The sequence below is a fragment of the Pseudoalteromonas rubra genome, assembly GCF_000967655.1.
Lineage (GTDB): Bacteria > Pseudomonadota > Gammaproteobacteria > Enterobacterales > Alteromonadaceae > Pseudoalteromonas > Pseudoalteromonas rubra_A.
In genome coordinates this window covers 209,708-228,198 of the sequence record NZ_JXYA01000027.1, presented here as the reverse complement: position 1 = coordinate 228,198, position 18,491 = coordinate 209,708, and the positions used below count along the sequence as shown (strand labels likewise).

The 18,491-nt window shown below is 44.2% G+C and carries 21 protein-coding genes; 1 reads left to right on the top strand and 20 read right to left on the bottom strand.

Annotated elements, in window-relative coordinates; all coding sequences use genetic code 11:
- From TW77_RS24810 to TW77_RS25785, 18 genes are all read right to left on the bottom strand, one after another.
- The coding region (locus TW77_RS24810) for an RHS repeat-associated core domain-containing protein (protein ID WP_342626735.1) at window positions 1–144 on the bottom strand (144 nt) is incomplete at its 3' end.
- Between the two features lie 58 nt (window positions 145–202).
- Window positions 203–1,723: a Fic family protein gene (locus TW77_RS13275; protein WP_046005454.1), complete on the bottom strand. Its 1,521-nt coding sequence runs from the start codon at window positions 1,721–1,723 to the stop codon at window positions 203–205.
- Between the two features lie 249 nt (window positions 1,724–1,972).
- The gene (locus tag TW77_RS13270; protein WP_052713172.1) at window positions 1,973–2,965 is read right to left on the bottom strand and encodes a tyrosine-type recombinase/integrase; all 993 of its coding nucleotides are present in this window, start codon (window positions 2,963–2,965) and stop codon (window positions 1,973–1,975) included.
- Entirely contained in the window at window positions 2,952–3,701 is a 750-nt protein-coding gene (locus TW77_RS13265) for a hypothetical protein (RefSeq protein ID WP_046005453.1), read from the bottom strand. Before TW77_RS13265 ends, TW77_RS13270 begins: the two co-directional genes overlap by 14 nt.
- Window positions 3,698–4,447 (bottom strand): ATP-binding protein, encoded by a 750-nt coding sequence (locus tag TW77_RS13260; protein WP_052713171.1) that lies wholly within the window; start codon window positions 4,445–4,447, stop codon window positions 3,698–3,700. The genes TW77_RS13265 and TW77_RS13260 overlap by 4 nt, the downstream gene beginning before the upstream one ends.
- Window positions 4,444–5,985, bottom strand: coding sequence for an IS21 family transposase (gene istA / locus TW77_RS13255; protein ID WP_046005452.1), 1,542 nt, complete (start codon window positions 5,983–5,985; stop codon window positions 4,444–4,446). The genes TW77_RS13260 and istA (TW77_RS13255) overlap by 4 nt, the downstream gene beginning before the upstream one ends.
- A gap of 183 nt (window positions 5,986–6,168) precedes the next feature.
- Window positions 6,169–6,453: a hypothetical protein gene (locus TW77_RS13250; RefSeq protein ID WP_046005451.1), complete on the bottom strand. Its 285-nt coding sequence runs from the start codon at window positions 6,451–6,453 to the stop codon at window positions 6,169–6,171.
- A gap of 1,524 nt (window positions 6,454–7,977) precedes the next feature.
- Complete coding sequence (locus TW77_RS13240) at window positions 7,978–8,295, bottom strand: hypothetical protein (protein ID WP_156158665.1); 318 nt, start codon at window positions 8,293–8,295, stop codon at window positions 7,978–7,980.
- A gap of 207 nt (window positions 8,296–8,502) precedes the next feature.
- The gene (locus TW77_RS13235) at window positions 8,503–8,946 is read right to left on the bottom strand and encodes a hypothetical protein (protein WP_046005448.1); all 444 of its coding nucleotides are present in this window, start codon (window positions 8,944–8,946) and stop codon (window positions 8,503–8,505) included.
- Window positions 8,947–8,948: 2 nt separating this feature from the next.
- The gene (locus tag TW77_RS13230) at window positions 8,949–10,085 is read right to left on the bottom strand and encodes a hypothetical protein (protein ID WP_240479490.1); all 1,137 of its coding nucleotides are present in this window, start codon (window positions 10,083–10,085) and stop codon (window positions 8,949–8,951) included.
- 247 nt (window positions 10,086–10,332) lie between these two features.
- Window positions 10,333–10,773, bottom strand: a complete 441-nt coding sequence (locus tag TW77_RS13225; RefSeq protein ID WP_046005446.1) for a helix-turn-helix domain-containing protein — start codon at window positions 10,771–10,773, stop codon at window positions 10,333–10,335.
- A gap of 10 nt (window positions 10,774–10,783) precedes the next feature.
- The gene (locus tag TW77_RS13220) at window positions 10,784–11,125 is read right to left on the bottom strand and encodes a DUF4258 domain-containing protein (protein ID WP_046005445.1); all 342 of its coding nucleotides are present in this window, start codon (window positions 11,123–11,125) and stop codon (window positions 10,784–10,786) included.
- Window positions 11,126–11,469: 344 nt separating this feature from the next.
- Window positions 11,470–11,631 (bottom strand): hypothetical protein, encoded by a 162-nt coding sequence (locus tag TW77_RS25185; protein WP_156158664.1) that lies wholly within the window; start codon window positions 11,629–11,631, stop codon window positions 11,470–11,472.
- Between the two features lie 67 nt (window positions 11,632–11,698).
- The gene (locus tag TW77_RS13215) at window positions 11,699–12,646 is read right to left on the bottom strand and encodes a tyrosine-type recombinase/integrase (protein ID WP_052713170.1); all 948 of its coding nucleotides are present in this window, start codon (window positions 12,644–12,646) and stop codon (window positions 11,699–11,701) included.
- On the bottom strand, window positions 12,639–13,115 hold the full coding sequence (locus TW77_RS13210) for a hypothetical protein (protein ID WP_046005444.1): 477 nt from the start codon (window positions 13,113–13,115) through the stop codon (window positions 12,639–12,641). Before TW77_RS13210 ends, TW77_RS13215 begins: the two co-directional genes overlap by 8 nt.
- Window positions 13,112–13,867 (bottom strand): IS21-like element helper ATPase IstB, encoded by a 756-nt coding sequence (istB, locus tag TW77_RS13205; RefSeq protein WP_046005443.1) that lies wholly within the window; start codon window positions 13,865–13,867, stop codon window positions 13,112–13,114. Before istB ends, TW77_RS13210 begins: the two co-directional genes overlap by 4 nt.
- On the bottom strand, window positions 13,860–15,407 hold the full coding sequence (istA, locus tag TW77_RS13200; RefSeq protein WP_046005442.1) for an IS21 family transposase: 1,548 nt from the start codon (window positions 15,405–15,407) through the stop codon (window positions 13,860–13,862). Before istA (TW77_RS13200) ends, istB begins: the two co-directional genes overlap by 8 nt.
- Before the next feature lie 250 nt (window positions 15,408–15,657).
- Complete coding sequence (locus TW77_RS25785; RefSeq protein WP_240479489.1) at window positions 15,658–15,822, bottom strand: hypothetical protein; 165 nt, start codon at window positions 15,820–15,822, stop codon at window positions 15,658–15,660.
- 294 nt (window positions 15,823–16,116) lie between these two features.
- On the opposite strand from TW77_RS25785, the gene TW77_RS13190 reads away from it, so the two are divergent.
- Window positions 16,117–17,067 carry a hypothetical protein gene (locus TW77_RS13190; RefSeq protein ID WP_156158662.1) on the top strand — a complete coding sequence of 317 codons (951 nt, stop codon included), beginning with the start codon at window positions 16,117–16,119 and terminating at the stop codon, window positions 17,065–17,067.
- Window positions 17,068–17,337: 270 nt separating this feature from the next.
- Here TW77_RS13190 and TW77_RS13185 read toward each other — a convergent pair whose 3' ends face one another.
- The gene (locus TW77_RS13185; protein ID WP_046005439.1) at window positions 17,338–17,970 is read right to left on the bottom strand and encodes a hypothetical protein; all 633 of its coding nucleotides are present in this window, start codon (window positions 17,968–17,970) and stop codon (window positions 17,338–17,340) included.
- A gap of 26 nt (window positions 17,971–17,996) precedes the next feature.
- Window positions 17,997–18,491 carry a hypothetical protein gene (locus tag TW77_RS13180; protein WP_046005438.1) on the bottom strand — a complete coding sequence of 165 codons (495 nt, stop codon included), beginning with the start codon at window positions 18,489–18,491 and terminating at the stop codon, window positions 17,997–17,999.

Genomic DNA, 18,491 nt, shown 5'->3' with positions numbered 1-18,491 from the left:
ATACCCACTCGGATCCGTATAGCTCAGCGGATTATTCAACACATAAGAGTAAGCGTTGTAATTCTGAAGATTCGAAGGTGCCTGCACCACCGGATCCGCCTGCATAAACCGGCCGGTGTCTGCATCGTAGATCCGACCATTCATATGGGCGATCAGGCTTTACGATCCATCAAAAGAGAAAAACATTCCTCCTTTTAACAAGTTAAGATGTCGGTAGTAGTGAGGCTAAAAACTTTGTGAATGGCACAATATCTTGTCCAACACTGGCCGCTTCCAGTGCCTCCATATATTCATCTCGTCGCTCTACAGGTACAACTGTCCAGGGGAATCCGCCTGCGGCCATCATTAAATTCATGATGAATCTACCCATTCTACCGTTGCCATCAAAGTAAGGATGAATGTAGACGAAAATAAAGTGTCCCAGTACAACCCTAACTGCTGCATTTTCTTCTTCAGCAAGTAAGTCGAACAATGTCGGCATCATGTCGCGGACTGCTTCTCGATTGGGTGGCGTATGCATAGACTGGCGGATATAGACAGGCCCAGTCCGATAACCAGCCAAATCAGATTGCTTAATAATACCGGCAGCCACACTGGGACCAAATAAAGCTAAGTACCAGTCACTGTGCGCTTGTTCCAACACGTCACCGGAATTTCTGCCTTCTAACACTGATCTAACCGCTTTTTTTACTTCCTGAAATGCATCCCAGTACCCTTTGGCGGCCATGGCATCCAAGTGCTTTTTACTCTCGTCTGAGCCCTCGGCTTGCCAATTACCAGAACGAACCAGCTCTATTAATTCGCGAGTTACCCGATAACCTTCAATGGACAGTGAGTGGTAAGCGTCTGTGACATATTTGTCTTCTACTTCAGCCATGTAGATTTCGATGTCGATGGTTCGGCTTAAGGCTGAAGGAAAGTGCACAATCACATTTTCACGCATTTGTGCCCACATTAACCGCATTCGATTCACATAGGGTGAGACATCACGGCGACCGAAACTGACCAACGCCTTGTCCTCAAAAGGGTCTTCTTCATATACTTTCAAATCGGCCGCTTGCATGCCTTTAAGTATATTGTCTGCTATCAAACCTCGGCCAATATTTCTAAAAGCGCCCACTAACCGGCCCGCAATTACACTGTGATTACCCGCAAGTAAAACGGATAACACATCAGAGGCATCAGTCACCATAGATAAGGCGGTACGCATTTGAATTGGTGTCTGTTGAAACTGGTTAGCCGAGCAATAGACCAAAGCGGAAGCCAAGCTGTAAACGTTAAGCCCCTCTAAATTTTCAATGTGCTCAGCGTCGGGCAAATTCAGCCTAACATCAAAAATCGAGGTGTTATGCAAAAAGGCTGTGGGTTTGTTATTTCCTTTTGGTGAGCGCACTAGCAATTGCTGAGGTACGGTTCTGTCGCCAATATGCAGGCTAATTGACTGCTCCGGCGAGAGGCTCCAGGACTGTTCGAAGCGTTCTGATAAATAAGCACCACAGAAGTCCCAGAAGGAAGTATACCAGGAGGTGCTGTCGCCAGGTTTTTCATCTGGCATTGCCGGTATATACCAGCCTCGAATGACTTCGCGAATAAATCCATGCTTTAAAAGCCGCTCTCGGTGCACCCGGCTAAGCTGCTTTGACTGAATAGCAACAACTCCTGATTCCTGAAGCAGCTGTAATTGCTCAAGCGAATCTGCTAATTTTTGTGATATGTCGTTCATGTTCTCGCCCACGGTTGCTCGAAATACGGCTTGGTTTCATATTTCTATCTATAGGTTTTAATGCCTTATCATATATAGGTTTTGATGATTTGTCATTTATAGGTTTTAGAGCGCCATCATTTATAGGTTTTAATGTGCCATACTTTTAAGGCTTTAATGTCATGGTTTGCTCAAGCAGAGTATACAAATAGCAAAGTACACCGGTTACAAACCTCTCAAGAGAAGAAAAGGGTTATAACCAGCGAGCACTTACGACAGGTGATACAAATACGAGTCGACTTCTCCTTTAAGCAGTCGTTTTCCGGCTAGGGCCGCTGGGTGTGTTTTGGCATACGTTTTCTTAAGCTGGGATTGAGTTACCTCCAGGTAGACTTGGGTTGTAGACAAATCCGCGTGCCCCAGGTATTCCTGTAGTTCACGACAATCAGCGCCATTTTCAAGCATGTGTGTGGCTGCGCTATGTCGAAACGCATTGCAGGCCGCACCAACTTCAACACCTGCGCTTAACAGGTACTTCTTAACCAACGCTGTTAATTGGTGTGGCCTGAATGCCAGACCATGATTGTCCAAAAACACCGTTGTTCCAGATTTTAAATTCATCAATCTGGGGCGAACATATTCGCAGTATGCCCTGAGCCAGCTGGCGGTTCTGGGGGCCAGGGGCACATACCGGGTTTTGTCGCCTTTACCATTGACGATGAGTACCTGTTCCCGCTCAAACTTCAAGTCGCTGAGCTTAAGATGACCGAGTTCATTTCGACGTACAGCCGTGGCGTAATAACACTCCAAAATAGCTCTATCCCTGAGCCCCCTCAACCCCATGACTTTCGTTTCAGCCATCACACGTTCAAGGTCTTCTTGAGACAGCAGCGCCGTTACCATAGGCCGTGGAGCCTTAGGCAACCTCAAACGGTGCAGTGGATTAACCTCAAAGTGATCGAGGTAGGTAAGCTCGGCAAAAAATACTCTGACATCAGAAACCCTTTTTCTTCGCGTGGACTTTTTCAACGCACGCCCCGTGTGCGGCGAAATATATTCGACCAAATACGCTTTGTAATGTTCACCTATCTGTTTCGTCACTTCTTCTGGCGAATCTATGCCGTCAGCCCGCGCCCATTTGATAAACATCTCAATGTTGCAGCGTTTATTCCCAACCGTATTTTTTGACAATCCCTCAGCCAGGCAATGTTTCTCGTATGCCTTGAGCGCTGCCACAAAGGTTAATGGATCATGCCGTGCCATATACCACCTCCGTGAAGTTATCTATTTTCCGGTATTTGAGGTCAAACTTTTTCAGCCTGCGCGTAAGTTGCTTTAGATGCTCCGGCGCTGTATGTGATTGTGCAACCACAATGACGCGATCTACACCAGCACCCGCCAAATACGCGCAGTCCTCGTCTCTCGCATTAAAACTATGATCGGTTGCAAAAGCGGGCTGATGGATAGACTCTGTAAGTTGGATAGCAAGCAGTGGGCTCGCACACAAGTAAACCTCCGGATGGTCATCACATTGCGACGTAGCAAACAAACAATGAGGATATAACCTGACAAAGTATTGTGATTTGGCTTTTCTGCACACTCTGTTAATCCGCTCAGCGTAAAAACCCGCAATACTATCACCTGACATGACAGGCACGACGATACAACCCCGAAAAGCTTCATGTCCGGTTCCTTTAAACACACGCAGCCGCTTAAGGCTTCCTCGCAATATTTCACCAGCGTTATCTTTTGCACTTGGTAACTCCAGCCCCAATGAACGATCGGAGTAGCCAATACTGTGCTCCAGTGCAACTGCTGAAGATATGCCATAGACTGTCTCAAGATAGCTTAAAGCTTTCTGGTGCGTTAATAAGCTTTGCTTGTAATACTCCACAATCATTGGTAGGTATTGCTCTGCAACATGTGTATCTGATGCCGATAAGTTCGGTAATTCCAGCAACGTTTCAGCATATACACAGGGAGGAAAATTAGATTTCATGAGTTACCTCCTTTTGCTCTGTGCGATTTGCGCTTCGGATCACCACGCAATGCAATTCGCTCAGCCATTGACGCAATACGATCTAACACAGCATCGGCAATCGTCTGTTCACCAATTGCTTCATGCCATTTGTCGAAATCATATTGACTCGTGATCATCAGTGAGCCGACTTGTTCGCGGCGCTCAATTAACTCATACAGCATTTGCCGTTGTTTATTGGTAAGTGGGAACAAGGCCCAGTCATCAATGACTAAGACATTAAATTTACTGAGTTTTCTTAAAAACTGCGGATGCGTACCCTCTTTTTCATGTAACGCAAGGTCGAATACCAGGTCGTTAAAACGCCACATTCGAACACTATATCCGTGCATTAATAGCTTATTGGCAATCCCGCATGCCAATGTGGTTTTGCCTGTACCTGAGCTGCCGGTAATTACTTGATGGGAATGCCCTTTAACCCAATCGGTTTCACACGCCTTGTCAATGAGGTATTGCACTTCCTGCGTTTCACAGCGATAGTCGAAGTCCTCAAGCAGCGCATCAGGCCACCTTAGCTTAGCGGCCTTTTTAAGCCTTGCCTGTCTACTAACGGCAAAATAATTTTCCTGTGAAACGGCGATATCGTTCAGCACATTACAGACAGCTGTCGTAGAAATAGGCTCCTGCAACTGGAGCTTCTCAATCATCTGTGCAGCCCCCAGCCATTTCAGATCAGCATACTTTTTGGCCACAAGTTTAATATTCATGACGACCTCCCCATATTCTGAAAGTGCTGCGGAGCGTGTAAATTCTTATGCTTACCAACAAGCGATATATCCGCGCCAGTATCCTCATAAAGACGAGATGCCAGTGTGTGCCGCAAAGATGTAGGAGAACATTTATCATAAGTAATGCAATAACGAGCCGCCTCTTCCATTTCTTCAGCGGTATATTTATTTGCTAACGATTGCACTGATTTACACGCCTTGTTAGCGACAATATCTCCATCAGCTTTACCGGCAAACAGTTGCTGAATAAATTGTGTTGTTTGTTCCCCGACAGTTTCAGCCCAACGAGTAAACTCGGACTGTGGTAGCCGTACCATGCCTTTGTGACTGGCATGAAGATGACGTGTTTCGACCGTTTCCTTGCCTTTTTCGAACGAGCGTTTATGCACAACAGGGAATTTATTGGCATGTCTGATAGTTACTTCGTCTTGTGTAATAGTGACCTCTGCTTTTTTATTCGCCCACCGCCAGGGCACAGAATAAAGGTGCTCCTCAAACATAACCCGATAATTGCTGGGAATGGTACAGCCAAAAGCATGCTCGATTGGTTTAAAGGGTTTGGCGGGCAATGCCGTTAGCGCTGGTTTATCGCCACTTTCAAATAACTCACGTCGAGATACGGAACGCTTTTGAAATTGCAGGGCGTTCAGCTTATCGCACTCTTTTCTGAGGTAATCGTTTATTTCATCTGAAGTCCGGAACGCCATAGACTGCATATTGACCAAAACCCGCTCAGTGACAAATCTAACGGTTTCTTCAACAATTCCCTTATCTCTGGGCTCACCGGGCCTTGCCGGCATAGCAATAAATCCATAGTGTTCCACGAAGGCAGCGTACATGAGATTGAGTTTCAGGTTTGGCCGGGGCTGGGCAGCAACGGCTTTAGGGTTGTCCGGTATGCCAATTTGAGGTACACCTCCAATGTAGTTAAAAAAGGCTTTTGTTCCAGCGATCCAATCGTTGGTTGTTTGACCTGGAGTTGCATAGACAAGAAAGTATTTTGAGTAGCACAGTACGCCAACGAACACAGAATACCAGACCTTTTTAGCTGAATTATAAGGAGACAAGCACACCATTTCGCCACAGAAATCGAACTGAGCTTCCTCGCCAGGACAATGTTCTAACAATGCTTCCAGTTTGGTAGTCTTCAAATACTCTTTGAAATGTTGATAGAGCGTGCTGGGTGCATAGGCTGTTGCAGGATCTTCTCTGGTATATAAGGCAATTAAATTGTAGATTGTCTGATGTTTCTTTGTCAGCGCTTTGACCCAGACTGCAAAGTCCGGCAACCGCTTTTTTTGCAACGCCAGTGGGGCCCACGGCGCCAATAACAGGATGAGCTCATCGTCATCACGTTGAGCCACTTGCTCATACGTTAATGACAACTGAGTTATCAGTTTTAAATCTCGCCCGACAGTCTGGTGAGAGCAACCCAGCATTTCGGCTAATTTGCGATTGCTGTAATTCGTTTTAGATCGGATGCGCAGTAATTCACGCACTCTGGCGACAGAATTCATCTTTGATCTCCTGTTTACAATGTGAAAAACAGGCGCACAATGCCACTACTGATGAGAACACCAATATTTGACATAACCGAATCTTGGGCTAAGCTAACAGTGTCTGTTCGAGAAAATAGACACTGATTTGAAAAACCTTGCGAGTACCAGTCGCGAGGTTTTTCGCTTTATGCACCTACAAATTTATTTACGCTTTATATTGTCTCTCCTCGCATTAACCGCTTGCGTTGCCAGCCATGCCGCAACATCTTTTACCAATGCATAATAACCGTGCCTGTCTTCAAGCCTGAAAACAGGTACCGGTAATTTTTTACGTGTTAACGCCTGCCTGTATGCATCAAGGCTGCTAAACCCTAGCGCCATTTGCAGCTTTTCGCCTGACAGCATCGGGGTTTTGTACAGCTCATATAAATCGCGCTCCAAGGCATGGGCGAGCCTCTCTATGTCTTCGTCTACGTTATCATGCATTGCCACACCTTATTTGAGATATAATATCTAAGACTAGACGCCAACCGCTAAGTGTAAATAGCGTTATCACATTGAAAAATAACAACATATCTGTAGTTTATTGCGAAATAACACTAGGTTAGGCAAGCAAAATGACCAGGGTGAACTGAGCCGGGATTAATGCTAAGGAATGAGTATTTAAAACAATTGTTTAGGCAGAACTACAGCGAGAAGTTATGCGCCCGGAAAACAACACAAATGCATAGTAAATACATTTGTTTTGTTGGCTTGCACCAAAATAGAGCAATATTTGCGCTGTTAAGTTGAGTATTATGTACCCATTACAACTTAGATATTACCCGCGGGTAGCACCTGAATTTAAGAGGCTGGCAACGTCCGGACTTGTTCAATATTTAATAAAGCGAGCCCATGTATCGTCTGTGGCACAACTAGTCAGAGCATTTAAACTGTCAGGCAACGATAACGCCATCTTAAGCGAAGAAAAATCGTGCTTCTGGTATTTAAAAAATCAAGGGCAGCCTATAAGAAGTCGCCATAAAATTGAAAGAATTGAAGCTATGTTCCCAAAAGCGCATAAGCTACTGGATCATGTAATTTTTGAGTTACTAACCCTCGGAAAATATATTGACGGGCCTACTATGCAACATGAGTTGAAGTACATTCCGCTGCCGTATTTCATAACTCAATTTAAACGAAGGGTTATCCTCCCCAATAAACTAAGCACAGACAATGCCTGGCCAACATTCAAATATCTTGACCAGCTAAGTAACCAGTCAGATTTTAACTCGCTCACATGCCTGCTTTATTACTATTACCTGAGCCAATGCACACACACCAACTTACCCTGCTTCATGGAAAGACTACTTCTGAAAGCGTCAGAAAATGTAGCGCGGCGCCTTACTTCTTCGTATATCCAAACCCACTTAACAAAATCTGTTTCATCCACTTTTTGCCGTTAACCCAGATCAGACCACAGGTCCGCTGCCCATAATTGTGGTCCACAAATTTCAGAATTTGGTCCAGGCCGAATAGAATGGGTGGATGATTTGAGCATAATATGCAGTTGCATATTATGTGGGGTTTGGACCGCGATTCTGATTTTTACGGCCAGTATTCTATTTTTTGTGGACCAGCATTATGGAAATTTGGACCAATACGCATGTCCGGGGGATCAAGTAGCAAAACGGGTCACAACAGTCCTTAGCTGCCCAATCTTGTATGGTTACACGAGTGTTATTGACACACCACGCTGATCTCGATGCACAAGAAAAAGGCGCTCACTGAGCGCCGATTTCGAATGGATATCACCTGAAATTTCCAATTATTGGTTACTAAACTGTATGCTGGCCTATTGAATCATGCATCAATATACGTCCCAGCAACAACACAGAGTGACCTTAGTCGTCATACGCCGTTTGCGAAAAAACACAAACGGCGTATGACGACTAGATATTTTGTAGTGGGATCATTGCTATTTATCATGCAACAAGTAACTTGACCCCCTTTTTGTTCAAAGAAAGCACTTTAACCTTTGATTTCAACAAAGCGGAAAAAATCCGCCTCACCTTTTTCACATCTAAAGAAAAACCCATCAATAAGAAGGTCATTGCCTTTTCTCGTAATTAATTTATCAGGATTTTCTGATTGCAAGCTAGTAATAAATGCGTCTGTAATTCCAGTTTGAGGACAATCAAGACTATCAACCAATGTCATCGCCTCCTTGTGCTGTTCAATGCTTTCGATGCTACTTTGTTCGTACTCTGTAGAAGACACATTAACCAGCAAAAGATATGCCCCCGCAAGAATCGAAATAAATAACAGTATTCCCATGACAACTTTCATGTATTAGCCCCCAATTGCCGTTCGACCAGCAAACGTTACACAGTTGTTTGCAGCTCCATAACCACCGCGCTGGTGGGACTGGCCGCAAATGCCCCCTCCGCTGGTCAGTTGTGCATGCCAGAGCTGATTTCCACTGCACACCGCGCTGGCATGATTGCACAGAAAAAAGGCGCTCACTGAGCGCCACAAAGTAATAATGAAGAATGTTTATGAAATTTGACGGCAAAGAACCCACAGGTGAGTAATATCAATACAAGAAGCATAGCGAATTTGTGGAGCTTGTACTTCATTCGCTAACTTAATAAGCAATATAGCTTCTCCTCTACTTACAATACCTGATGACCAGTAAATAAACTCCACATGCTTTGACTCCAAATCAACCTGAATTCCTGTCTGAATACCAAGTTGATCAAACATTGACAAAAACCAACTGTACTCCTCTTCTGAAAGTACACCTTTGGGAAACGAGCCTGTTCGGCTAACTCTGGTTACATTAGAGGACAAAGCCCTGGCAGCTACTTCCTCGTATAAAGTGAGATTTGCCAGTACTTTATTTTTTATGGTGTCTTCATCAGGCACCGCATTCTTAAAGCAACCTGCAAGCCCCAGTACAATCAGAATTAACACCATAAGATTTAAAATTAGCCTCATTATTACAGTTTCTCCTTCATTCTGAAGTAATATTGTGCACCCATCCATACATGTGCTTGATCCCTCCAGTTGTCTCCGTAATTTGTGCTGCCTGGATATGCATTTATATCGAAACCCGTACCATCTTCGGCCCGGTATAGCTTGGATTGGAAGTGCTGTTGGTAAAGTCCTGCTCCTCTCATTGCTAAATCAGTAGATATTTCTGGAAAAATAACTGACAAACCTCGTGATGCGCCATCCGCCCAGGCTTGCGATGTTGCGCCAAATGCGAAATTACCAAACTCTTCAACTCCGGGAAGTGAGCGGTACTCGATTCGGTTTTTAAAGTCCCAGTCACCAAAGTTACCAACCTTTTTCATATAGGTTTTCGCATCTCCATTTTGTCCCATTATATAAGCTTCCTTTATAGAGCTTCTAAACTCACCCACCATTTGTTTCCATTTTTCTTGAATAGCAGCTTTCCTTGCAGCATTTGCCTCAGCATTCAACAAATGCATCATAACCGCTGTTTTTGCACCATTTGAGAACTTGCCACCGGTAATCGCACTCGCGGTACCACCGACAATCGCTGCTACGGCCGTTCTACCTGCAATTGCTGACCATTCGCGATTATTCATATTAAAACCGGCATTGCCCATGGCCATTTTAGTAAAGCCAGCCGCAATAAATCCATGGCCAAATTTGCCGCCTGACAGAACAGAAGAAACTCCCCCAACAAGCGCATGACTTCCAGCCCAAAGTAACTGCTCTGTAAACTCAGCAGCTGCAAACTCGCCGTATTGACTCTGAAAGTGAGCACCTACTTGGTGAAACGCTGCGCCTGTAAGTGCACCGATGGCTGCACCTTTCAATGAACCAGATGCTACACCACCAGACGCCGCCCCGAATGCTGCTGCATGCCAAATACTCTTTAATGCCCATTCCTGCATTCCCGGTATGGCCAACATCATGATCCCGGTAAAAGGAGCAAAATCCCCAAGAGCTTTGTTCAGTGACTTAAACGCCCGGTCCACAGTTTTAAGCGGGTTCCACATATACCCACTCGGATCCGTATAACTCAAAGGATTATTCAACACATAAGAATAAGCATTGTAATTCTGAAGGTTACTCGGCGCCTGAACAAACGGATCCGCCTGCATAAATCGACCCGTGTCTGCATCGTAGATCCGACCATTCATATGAACTAATCGGTATGTAACCTCTGGTTAGTCAGGTAAGTTGTCAGTTGTAAGCTATAGGAAAATGGAACCCCAGCACTGAAGGTGGGTATTGTCGAAGTTGAAGAAATTGAAGCGCGCAAAACAGCACAACTTCTGAGAATCTATGAAACAGCGGTAAAAAGCCGACGTAAAAGTCGGCTCTGTCAACGCTGGAAATGTATCGAGACTAAGCCGTTATCTCCCAGTGCTCTTGAACTTCCTCGAGCATAATTGTTTGCTCTGCTTCTTTTGCTTCCGCATCAGATAGCAGATCGAGGAAATAACTCACAGGGTTATTTTTCTCCAGACTCTCCATGTACAAGGATCTAAGTGCCGCATCAGTTGTACGAGGAATATCCGATTGTCCTTTTTCATAGCGAGCAATAGTTTGCTCTGAAACACCAAAACGGGTTGCTAATACTTTTTGAGATAAGTTCAGTTCTATACGGAGGAACTTGAACTCTTCGTGTGTTAACGGCTTACTGCTATCCACAATGCTCTCAGCTATGATCTTATGTAATCCATTCATGTCATCAATGCTTGTATACTCTTCACCATCGATTTCTTCAACAGAAAAGCCATTCTTTAAATAGACGTTTGACAAACCACTTTCTGTGTAATGATACATAAACTGTCTCCTAATCAACCCAAACAGTCACTAAAATCGACTTCGGATCGTCATGATGATTTTTTAGCGCAATGGTAAGCTCTATCACTTTACCAGCAGCCATTCCTTTCAAGTTAAATTTCCAATCCCCGTTAGGTTCTTCATAAGGGCCCTCTCTGAATACAGACCGTTTGCTCTTTAGCAAAGTCAAAATCTGACCAGTTGTAACTCCTCGTTCAACCATTCTCTCTTTAACGTGTCGGCTCCAAATGATTCTACTCGTATAATTTTCTGCGAGTTCATTAATTATTTTCTTGGCCGTAGTTTCTGTTAAAGGGAATTCGTAAATCCCTTGAGGTTTACTCTTACTCATTAAACACCTATCAACTTGATACCTATCATTTTGATAGGTTTTGATTTTATTGTCAATACAAGTTTCTCTCACCACAGTAAAGGGACAACTCAAGCCATTGATTTATATATAATTAAAATAATTATTTATTAGTGTAATTCTACATTCTGTCTCTCAACTATATTGGTACACACGGGTTTAGGTTGTAGAAACGCTAAACCTTAGTGAGAAATCTGGATTCAGACGTAATAGATACCATTTAACTCACTCACCTAAGAAATTGCGTTACCCTCCTGGCTTTGAATTATTCGAAACCACTTAAAGTACATTTGCTGCGATCAAACAGCTCTCGAGTCTTGCGTGAATTAATCACGCGCAAGGTCAATCTTTGCAAAACGTCGTTTGATATCTTCTAACTTACGTTCTATCACTTCGGTCGACTCTCCCGTTTCAATGGCACTGGAGCTTGCCACTGAACGATAAATCATTGCCTTAGTGACGGCTTTTGTCGTTTTTCTTGCAGACACAGCGCTGTCCCCTCCTGTTCAATTATTACGCTTCACTTTAAAGAAAAGGCCGCAATGCGGCCAGTTATCAGAGTTTGTGTCTTGCCAACGGGTGGGCTCGCAAATATATCTTTCGTACATGGCACAAGCTGACATGCACGTATACCTGGGTAGTCGAAATATCTGCATGCCCCAGTATCATCTGTATCGCTCTCAAGTCTGCACCGCCTTCATATAAATGCGTGGCTGCGGCATGGCGAAGCTGGTTACAGGCTCCCCCTTTGGTGATCCCGGCCTTTTTAATATAACCTGCGATCAGCTCAGAGAGCTGAGTCGGCCTAAATGGTTTGCCAAGAGTGGCAACAAATACGGTATTCCCAGAGCAAAGCGTTGTCAGCTTGGGTCTGATCTGATTGATATAGACGCGCAGCTTTTCACATGTATCCGGCGCAATGGGAACAAGCCGATCTTTAAACCCTTTACCATGGCACACTTTCAACTGCTGTTGAGGCAAATCTACATTGTCCATTGTCAGATCAGCGAGTTCTGAACGTCTTAGTGCCGTTGCATAATAGAGTTCCAGCATGATTGCATCTCTCATACCCATTGCCGTTTCAGTGTCAGGCTGATGAATTATACGCTTAACCTCATCCATACTTAGTACAGGTTTTGGCAGCACCCTGCCACAACGTGGTAGCTCCAGCTTCTCAAAACCCGAGTCGGTTATCAGCGACCTGTTAAACAACGCCCTTAGAAACAACTTAACAGCGGTCAGCCGGTTGCGGATTGTACCTCTGCACAGGCGCTGTCCGCTGCGGGTTCTGTACTGATTCAGGAAACACTGATAGTGCTCGCAGGTCGCAAGATCTATGTCCTCCGCAGACGACACCTGATGTTGTTCGCACCAGGCGGAAAACAACGATAAGTTAGAGGCTTTTGCCGCAACCGTTTTATCGCTCTGACCTCTGGCACTGCATAGTTGCAAGTAAAATGGAATACAGCCTGACAGAGCCATATCTGGTGGAGGGTTAAGCATAATGACCTCCCATTTTTGCTAACAAAAAATCAAATGGCGCATAGTAAATACCTGCACGATACCAAAACACCATACGTGGCCGTGCCCTGCTAGCCTGCCGCCGAAATCGCACACCACAGGCGCTACATACTACACCATTGAGATCAAAGCAGGGTTCCACTACACAACCAGCAAATGCTTCATGCCCGGATCTTCTGAGTAACTGCATAGCCTGCAAGCGACCCCGCACAAGTCCGCCCAGTGCTGTTCTGGCACAGGGTAGAACTTTATTCAATGAGCGGTCTGAATAGCCTATGTATTTTTGAAGAACTTGTGCGTCATCAATGCCCTGATTTCTTAGCAACTCAAGTACTTGTGGCATTTCCAGCAACTTTTGGTGGTAATGCTGAAATAACTGCTCTGCGATTTGTCCATCTGATGTTGTAGACATGGAACGCGTATCGTTAAGGGAGTTGGCGTGAGCTGTCATGACTTGCCCTCCCTGAGCGGAGAATGCAATTTGCGCATTGATTCGCCATGCAACTGAATGATATGGGCCCGATGTACAATACGGTCCATGATGGCATCCGCAACAGTGGCCTCACCAATATACTCATGCCATTGCTCAACCGGCAGCTGGGAGGTGATAATAAACGAGCCTGATTCAACCCTATCCTCAACCAAATCAAGCAGGTCATGCCGATTGCCATCACTCATAGGGCTCAGACCGAAGTCATCTAAAATGATGACCTTATATCTGGAGAGTTTATTGCGCAACTTCGGCAAAGATCCATCCCTATGTGCAATGGCCATTTCCTCAAATAACAAGCCGCTTCGATAGTAATGCACTGATCGCATCTGATTAATAGCCTGATTTGCCAGTGCACAGGCAAGCCAGCTTTTACCAACGCCGGTTGGACCTGTAATAACAAGAAACTGATTTTGCGAAATCCAGTCGCAGGTGATTAATGTCGCCAGATAGCCCTTGTCTATTCCCCGATTGGCCTGGTAATCAATATTCTCAACACAGGCATAGCTTTGTTTTAGTCTTGCATCTCGTTTTAACCGCTCTCGCTTTTTCACGTCTCTCGACTGCATTTCGGCATTCGTCAGATACGCTAAGGTATCCAGCAAAGGCCATTCACACATTTGCGGCGTCAGTAGTACTTTTTGCAACGCCTCGCTGACTCCATGTAACCGAAGCGCCTTAAGGTTGTCATAAACAGTTTGCTCGTTACTCATGGCCATCACCCTCGCCACTGTAATAATTTGCTCCACGTACATTATGATGCAGTGGCAGTGATAACTGAGTTACCTCTTCATTTGTATCCGTTTTATCAAGGTTACACTGCAATATAGAGCGCACACTACTCGCTGTCAGTGATTGGATTTCACAGGCGCATTTACATGCATTTTCCAAGCGGTTCGCTCCATATTGTCCGAGCAATTTTTGCAGCTGGGCGCAAGCTTTACACCCCTTCAACGAGTGGTCAGCCTGTTCTGAAAATTGCGCGGTGACTACTGAAACCGTACAAGAGCCAACCCCTTCAGCCCACTTTAAAAAACTCTCTCTTGATTGCTCTGCATAGGCTCTGTGGCTTTTAGGCCTGTGCCGATTCTCTGTTGTTGCACCACCCTGAACATGGCTGCGGACATGAATGGCAACTTGCTTATGATGGCAGTAGATTTCTACTTTTTTTGGACAGACTTTGATATCAACGTACTGATGCGCAAACTCAAAGGGAACAGAATACGCGTGACCATAAACGTACACATGGTAGTCTCTGTCTACTTTTTGATGATGGATCCAGTGACCAATATCAAAAGGCTCGGCAGTCAGGGGCATGAGTGTCTCAGATTCCTGTGTCTCGAACCGGGAACGCCTGCACCCTTCGTAGCGTTTAAACGGTCGATTGTTTAGTACTTCCAGCAGCTCCCTGATCGCCACATTCATCTCTTCTAAACTAAAGAACTGCCGCCGCCGAAGGACCACGGTGATCCAACGAGTGACCAGCAAAACTCCGATTTCCGCCAATGATTTGTCTTGCGGTCTGCGCACCCGGGCGGGTTCTATCACAAACCCGTAGTGCTCCGACATCTCCTGATAACTTCGATTAATAACCGGAAACTTACCAGGCTTAGTGACGGCGGATTTTAAGTTATCAGGGACTATCAGCTGTGGGACACCTCCAAAATAATTGAGCATCTGCTGATGCGCATACAACCAACTTTCCATCTTCTGGTTTAGCACAGCCATGGCGAATATCAGCTGTGAATGACCTAAAACGCCCACAAATAGCTCGGCAAACTGCTGCTTCCCAAACTTAAGCTTTGTCCATGATGGGCGCTTTCCCGCAAAATCAACAAAGGCCACTTCTCCGGGTGCATAGTGCTGCCGCATCGTGATATCAATTGATTTAATATAGTTACGGTAGTAGTGCGTGAACTGGGAATAACAATAGGCATCTTTGGGATTTGCTCTGCGATATTCCTCCCATAGCTGTATTAGCGTTTGATGTCTCAGCTGCATAAGCCCATGAATATAAGGCCAATCTGGCTGGCGACGTTGAAAGGCGTTTGCTTTGTGCGTAGTGAACAGGCTATTGAGTTGATTGTCATCAGACTCATCCAATGCTTGTATTGTCAGGGGCTGACTTTGCAACTTCTTTCGATAGCGTTTGACTGTATTGGGAGCCAATCCGCTCAGGTTTGCAATGTAACCATTGGAGTAATTTGTATTTAACAATAAACGTAATAAATTACGTAACTTATGTGCGTCCATAATAGGACTCCTTAATTTCTAAAACAACGAAATCAAGGCACACAAACGCCCAAGCCGGATATGCCACCCAGCTTGACAGTCTGGCGCTGGACAGCTTTAATTAAGGTGTCGATCGGTCCAAATTTCGACAACCCAGAAGAAGTCAGCATCGGTCAAATGCTGGCTTTTTCGCTATCTGTGCCTTGGAAAAGGGTTAATTGCTAATAAACTCGTCGAATATTCACCTCCCTAATATCAATTGCAGTGTGCGCTACGGCTGCTTATGGCTCATGGTTGCCAGGAAATCAGCCACATCTTTGACATACGCATAGCGACCCCGACGATTTTCCATCGTGTATAAAGGCACGGGTACTGTTTTTCGGTGTATTGCCTGTCTGAACGCATCAAGGCTCGAGTAACCCAATGCCGTACTCAAATTTTCTCCAGATAGAACTGGAGAGCCATAAAGCCGTAATAGCTGTGTTTCAAAATCTTCAGCCAACATATACATATCTTTACTCCCGTCTGAGTTTGCCGTCATATCGCTTGTAGTAATTGGTTAGAGACTAAAACAAAGTGTAGACCCTATGCCCACCTGCGAAAACTGTCTTCTGTACTATGCTTTATGGAATGAATTCGCTGCGAAATAAACATCAAAAAGCATAATAATCAAAACGTTAATTAATTTTTCTTGGAGTTGTTCATGCGCATGCCTAATTTGGAGCAGAGAATGAGTTTGACTCAATTCAGGGCCCTTAAAAGAGAAATTAAGCTATTGGCAACCAGATACTGGCTCGGATTAATATTGACTCGACTCGGGTTGAACAGTTTGAACCAATTAAGCGATTTGATTAAAAGGCGAGAGATGGGAAATTGCTCGGCCAGTTTTTTATATAAAAAATGGAACGAGAGCCCTGTTGGCAGTATGGCTAAGATCCAGTTACTAGATAACCTGGTTCCGGGGTCATCTGGATGCCTGCTCAATCCGCTGTGGAGCCTGCTGAACAACCCTGAACAATGCGTAAAAAATATAGATTCATTTCTGTGCTCTCTGGATTCACGAGTCACTTGCAAAATCTTTGAACCAAATACTGATTTGGCTCACCCCTGTCGCACCCAGCACGTAAACGCAAGCCAACTGCGGCAAATTGCTAATTTCGTAACGCCAGATGCATTCACTTGCTTGCTCTTATTGTCACTCGCCCCTGGGAACAACAAAATGCTTCTGGAGAGATTTGCACACCAGCACTTCGTGCAACTCACGACATTTACACCATTTAGCTTTATTCAGGCAAAGTTATATGACTGTGTGTACGAATTGTTTTTCTCAAAAGCAAAGAGGCAAATTAAAGAAGGGCTGCACAGTTTTACCATCAGAAAAGATTTAGATTCATCGGAATATATTCGGATCTTTCACTTTTTCACCCCTGTACCGACAGGATACCTGAAAGCACTGAGCGAATACTATTGGGATGTTGCACAAGACATGGTATCGCTCGGTTTAATTAATGATGATCCATTTAACAAAATGTTGTTTAGCAATTTATATAGCAACTCTGACCAAGGGTGGGTAAAGGCGGGCATTGCCGGGCTAAAACACGGTCACTCTGAAGATCATAGCAATGGATGGCTGCCAAAAATACTACGCAGCATCAAGTACCTTCAACGCCTCCAATCATGAGTGCAAATAAAAACAGCGTGATAAGCAGATCAAATAAGTAGAACTATGCAGTGACTGCCAGCGCGAGCCATCAATTTCGGCAGCACAGCCAATTGGTGGGACTGGCCACAAATGCACCCTCCGCTGGTCAGCTGTGCATGCCCGCGCTGATTTCCACTGCACACCGCGCTGGCGTGATTGCACAGAAAAAAGGCGCTCACTGAGCGCCGTTTTTGAATGGATACCACCTTAACCTTACTTGTGGTTAATGGGAGTTAACAAAATATGCTATCAACCAAGGCAGCTGTCCTTGTTACTCTGTATATAGCTTTCTAAAAGCGCGAGATCTCTCTTTATAAACCTTCTTAGTCCATACGTTTTTCTTAGTTCATCTCTTTGTACTTCAATATCATCCAGCGTAACCCTTTCGCCATTAGATAACTTAAACATAAACCCAAAGTACACGCCTTGGTTCTTGGCAAGTGCTTCAAAAAAGTTCTCTTCAGGAATTAGTGGTTCTGGATAATTAAAGCTATTTAGTGAAACAACATACTGTTCAACTAACTCATCTTTTTTTCCTATAAAGCTTTCTATGAAAGCTCCAAAGAATTTTTCATCAAAGACTTGCTCAATAGGCAGCACTCTACCATCTCGCAAAACCCGATAATTCAATGGGTGCTGTATTGTCAAACAATAATCTTCAGCCATATCAAAGCCACTAACATTCCCCCATACCTTTGCAAGGTAACGATCATAAATACCGTACTGAACTTGAGGTACATCTCCAACCTTATGGTTAGATATAGTTACCCCTATCGAGTATCGTTCATCGATACCATAAAAATATATAAGGGAACTATCAACCGACGGACCTTTTTTAAACCCGTAACTTTCAACAATTTTTCTCAGTTCTGTTTTTTTCATAACAATGCAACTTCATTGCTTACAACTCAATGTTCACCAATTAACTTAGGTAATACTTTTACAAGTTCATTCGCTAAAATAATATCCTCACCAAGTAAGGTGAACTGATAACCTTTCCCTTGAAAATTTAGTCTAAAAGTACAGTAAACCCTCCCATTGCCGTAGCCCTTTACGCAACTAGCAATGTACTTCAAAGGTTCAACCAAGAACTCTTTCACGATAAACTCATTCAACGTCCAAGAATTTTTATTTCGATAGACTCTATATAAGCTCTTGCCATGAGAAATAGGCTCTAAATTAGATAAGTCAGCTTTTATATGGGTAAAATTTTCTTTAGCTAAGCTATGTAAGTCAAACTCTTTGTCATAAAGCAGTATAGAGGTACTATCGCCACCATATTTTCTATATTGAACAAGAAGTTTTTTTATATCTTCATCATAAACTAAAAACTCTTTTACTCCTGCGTGACAATATACGCTAAAAGTAAAGGTTACAGCTATTAAAAGGCTTCTTAGTTTCAT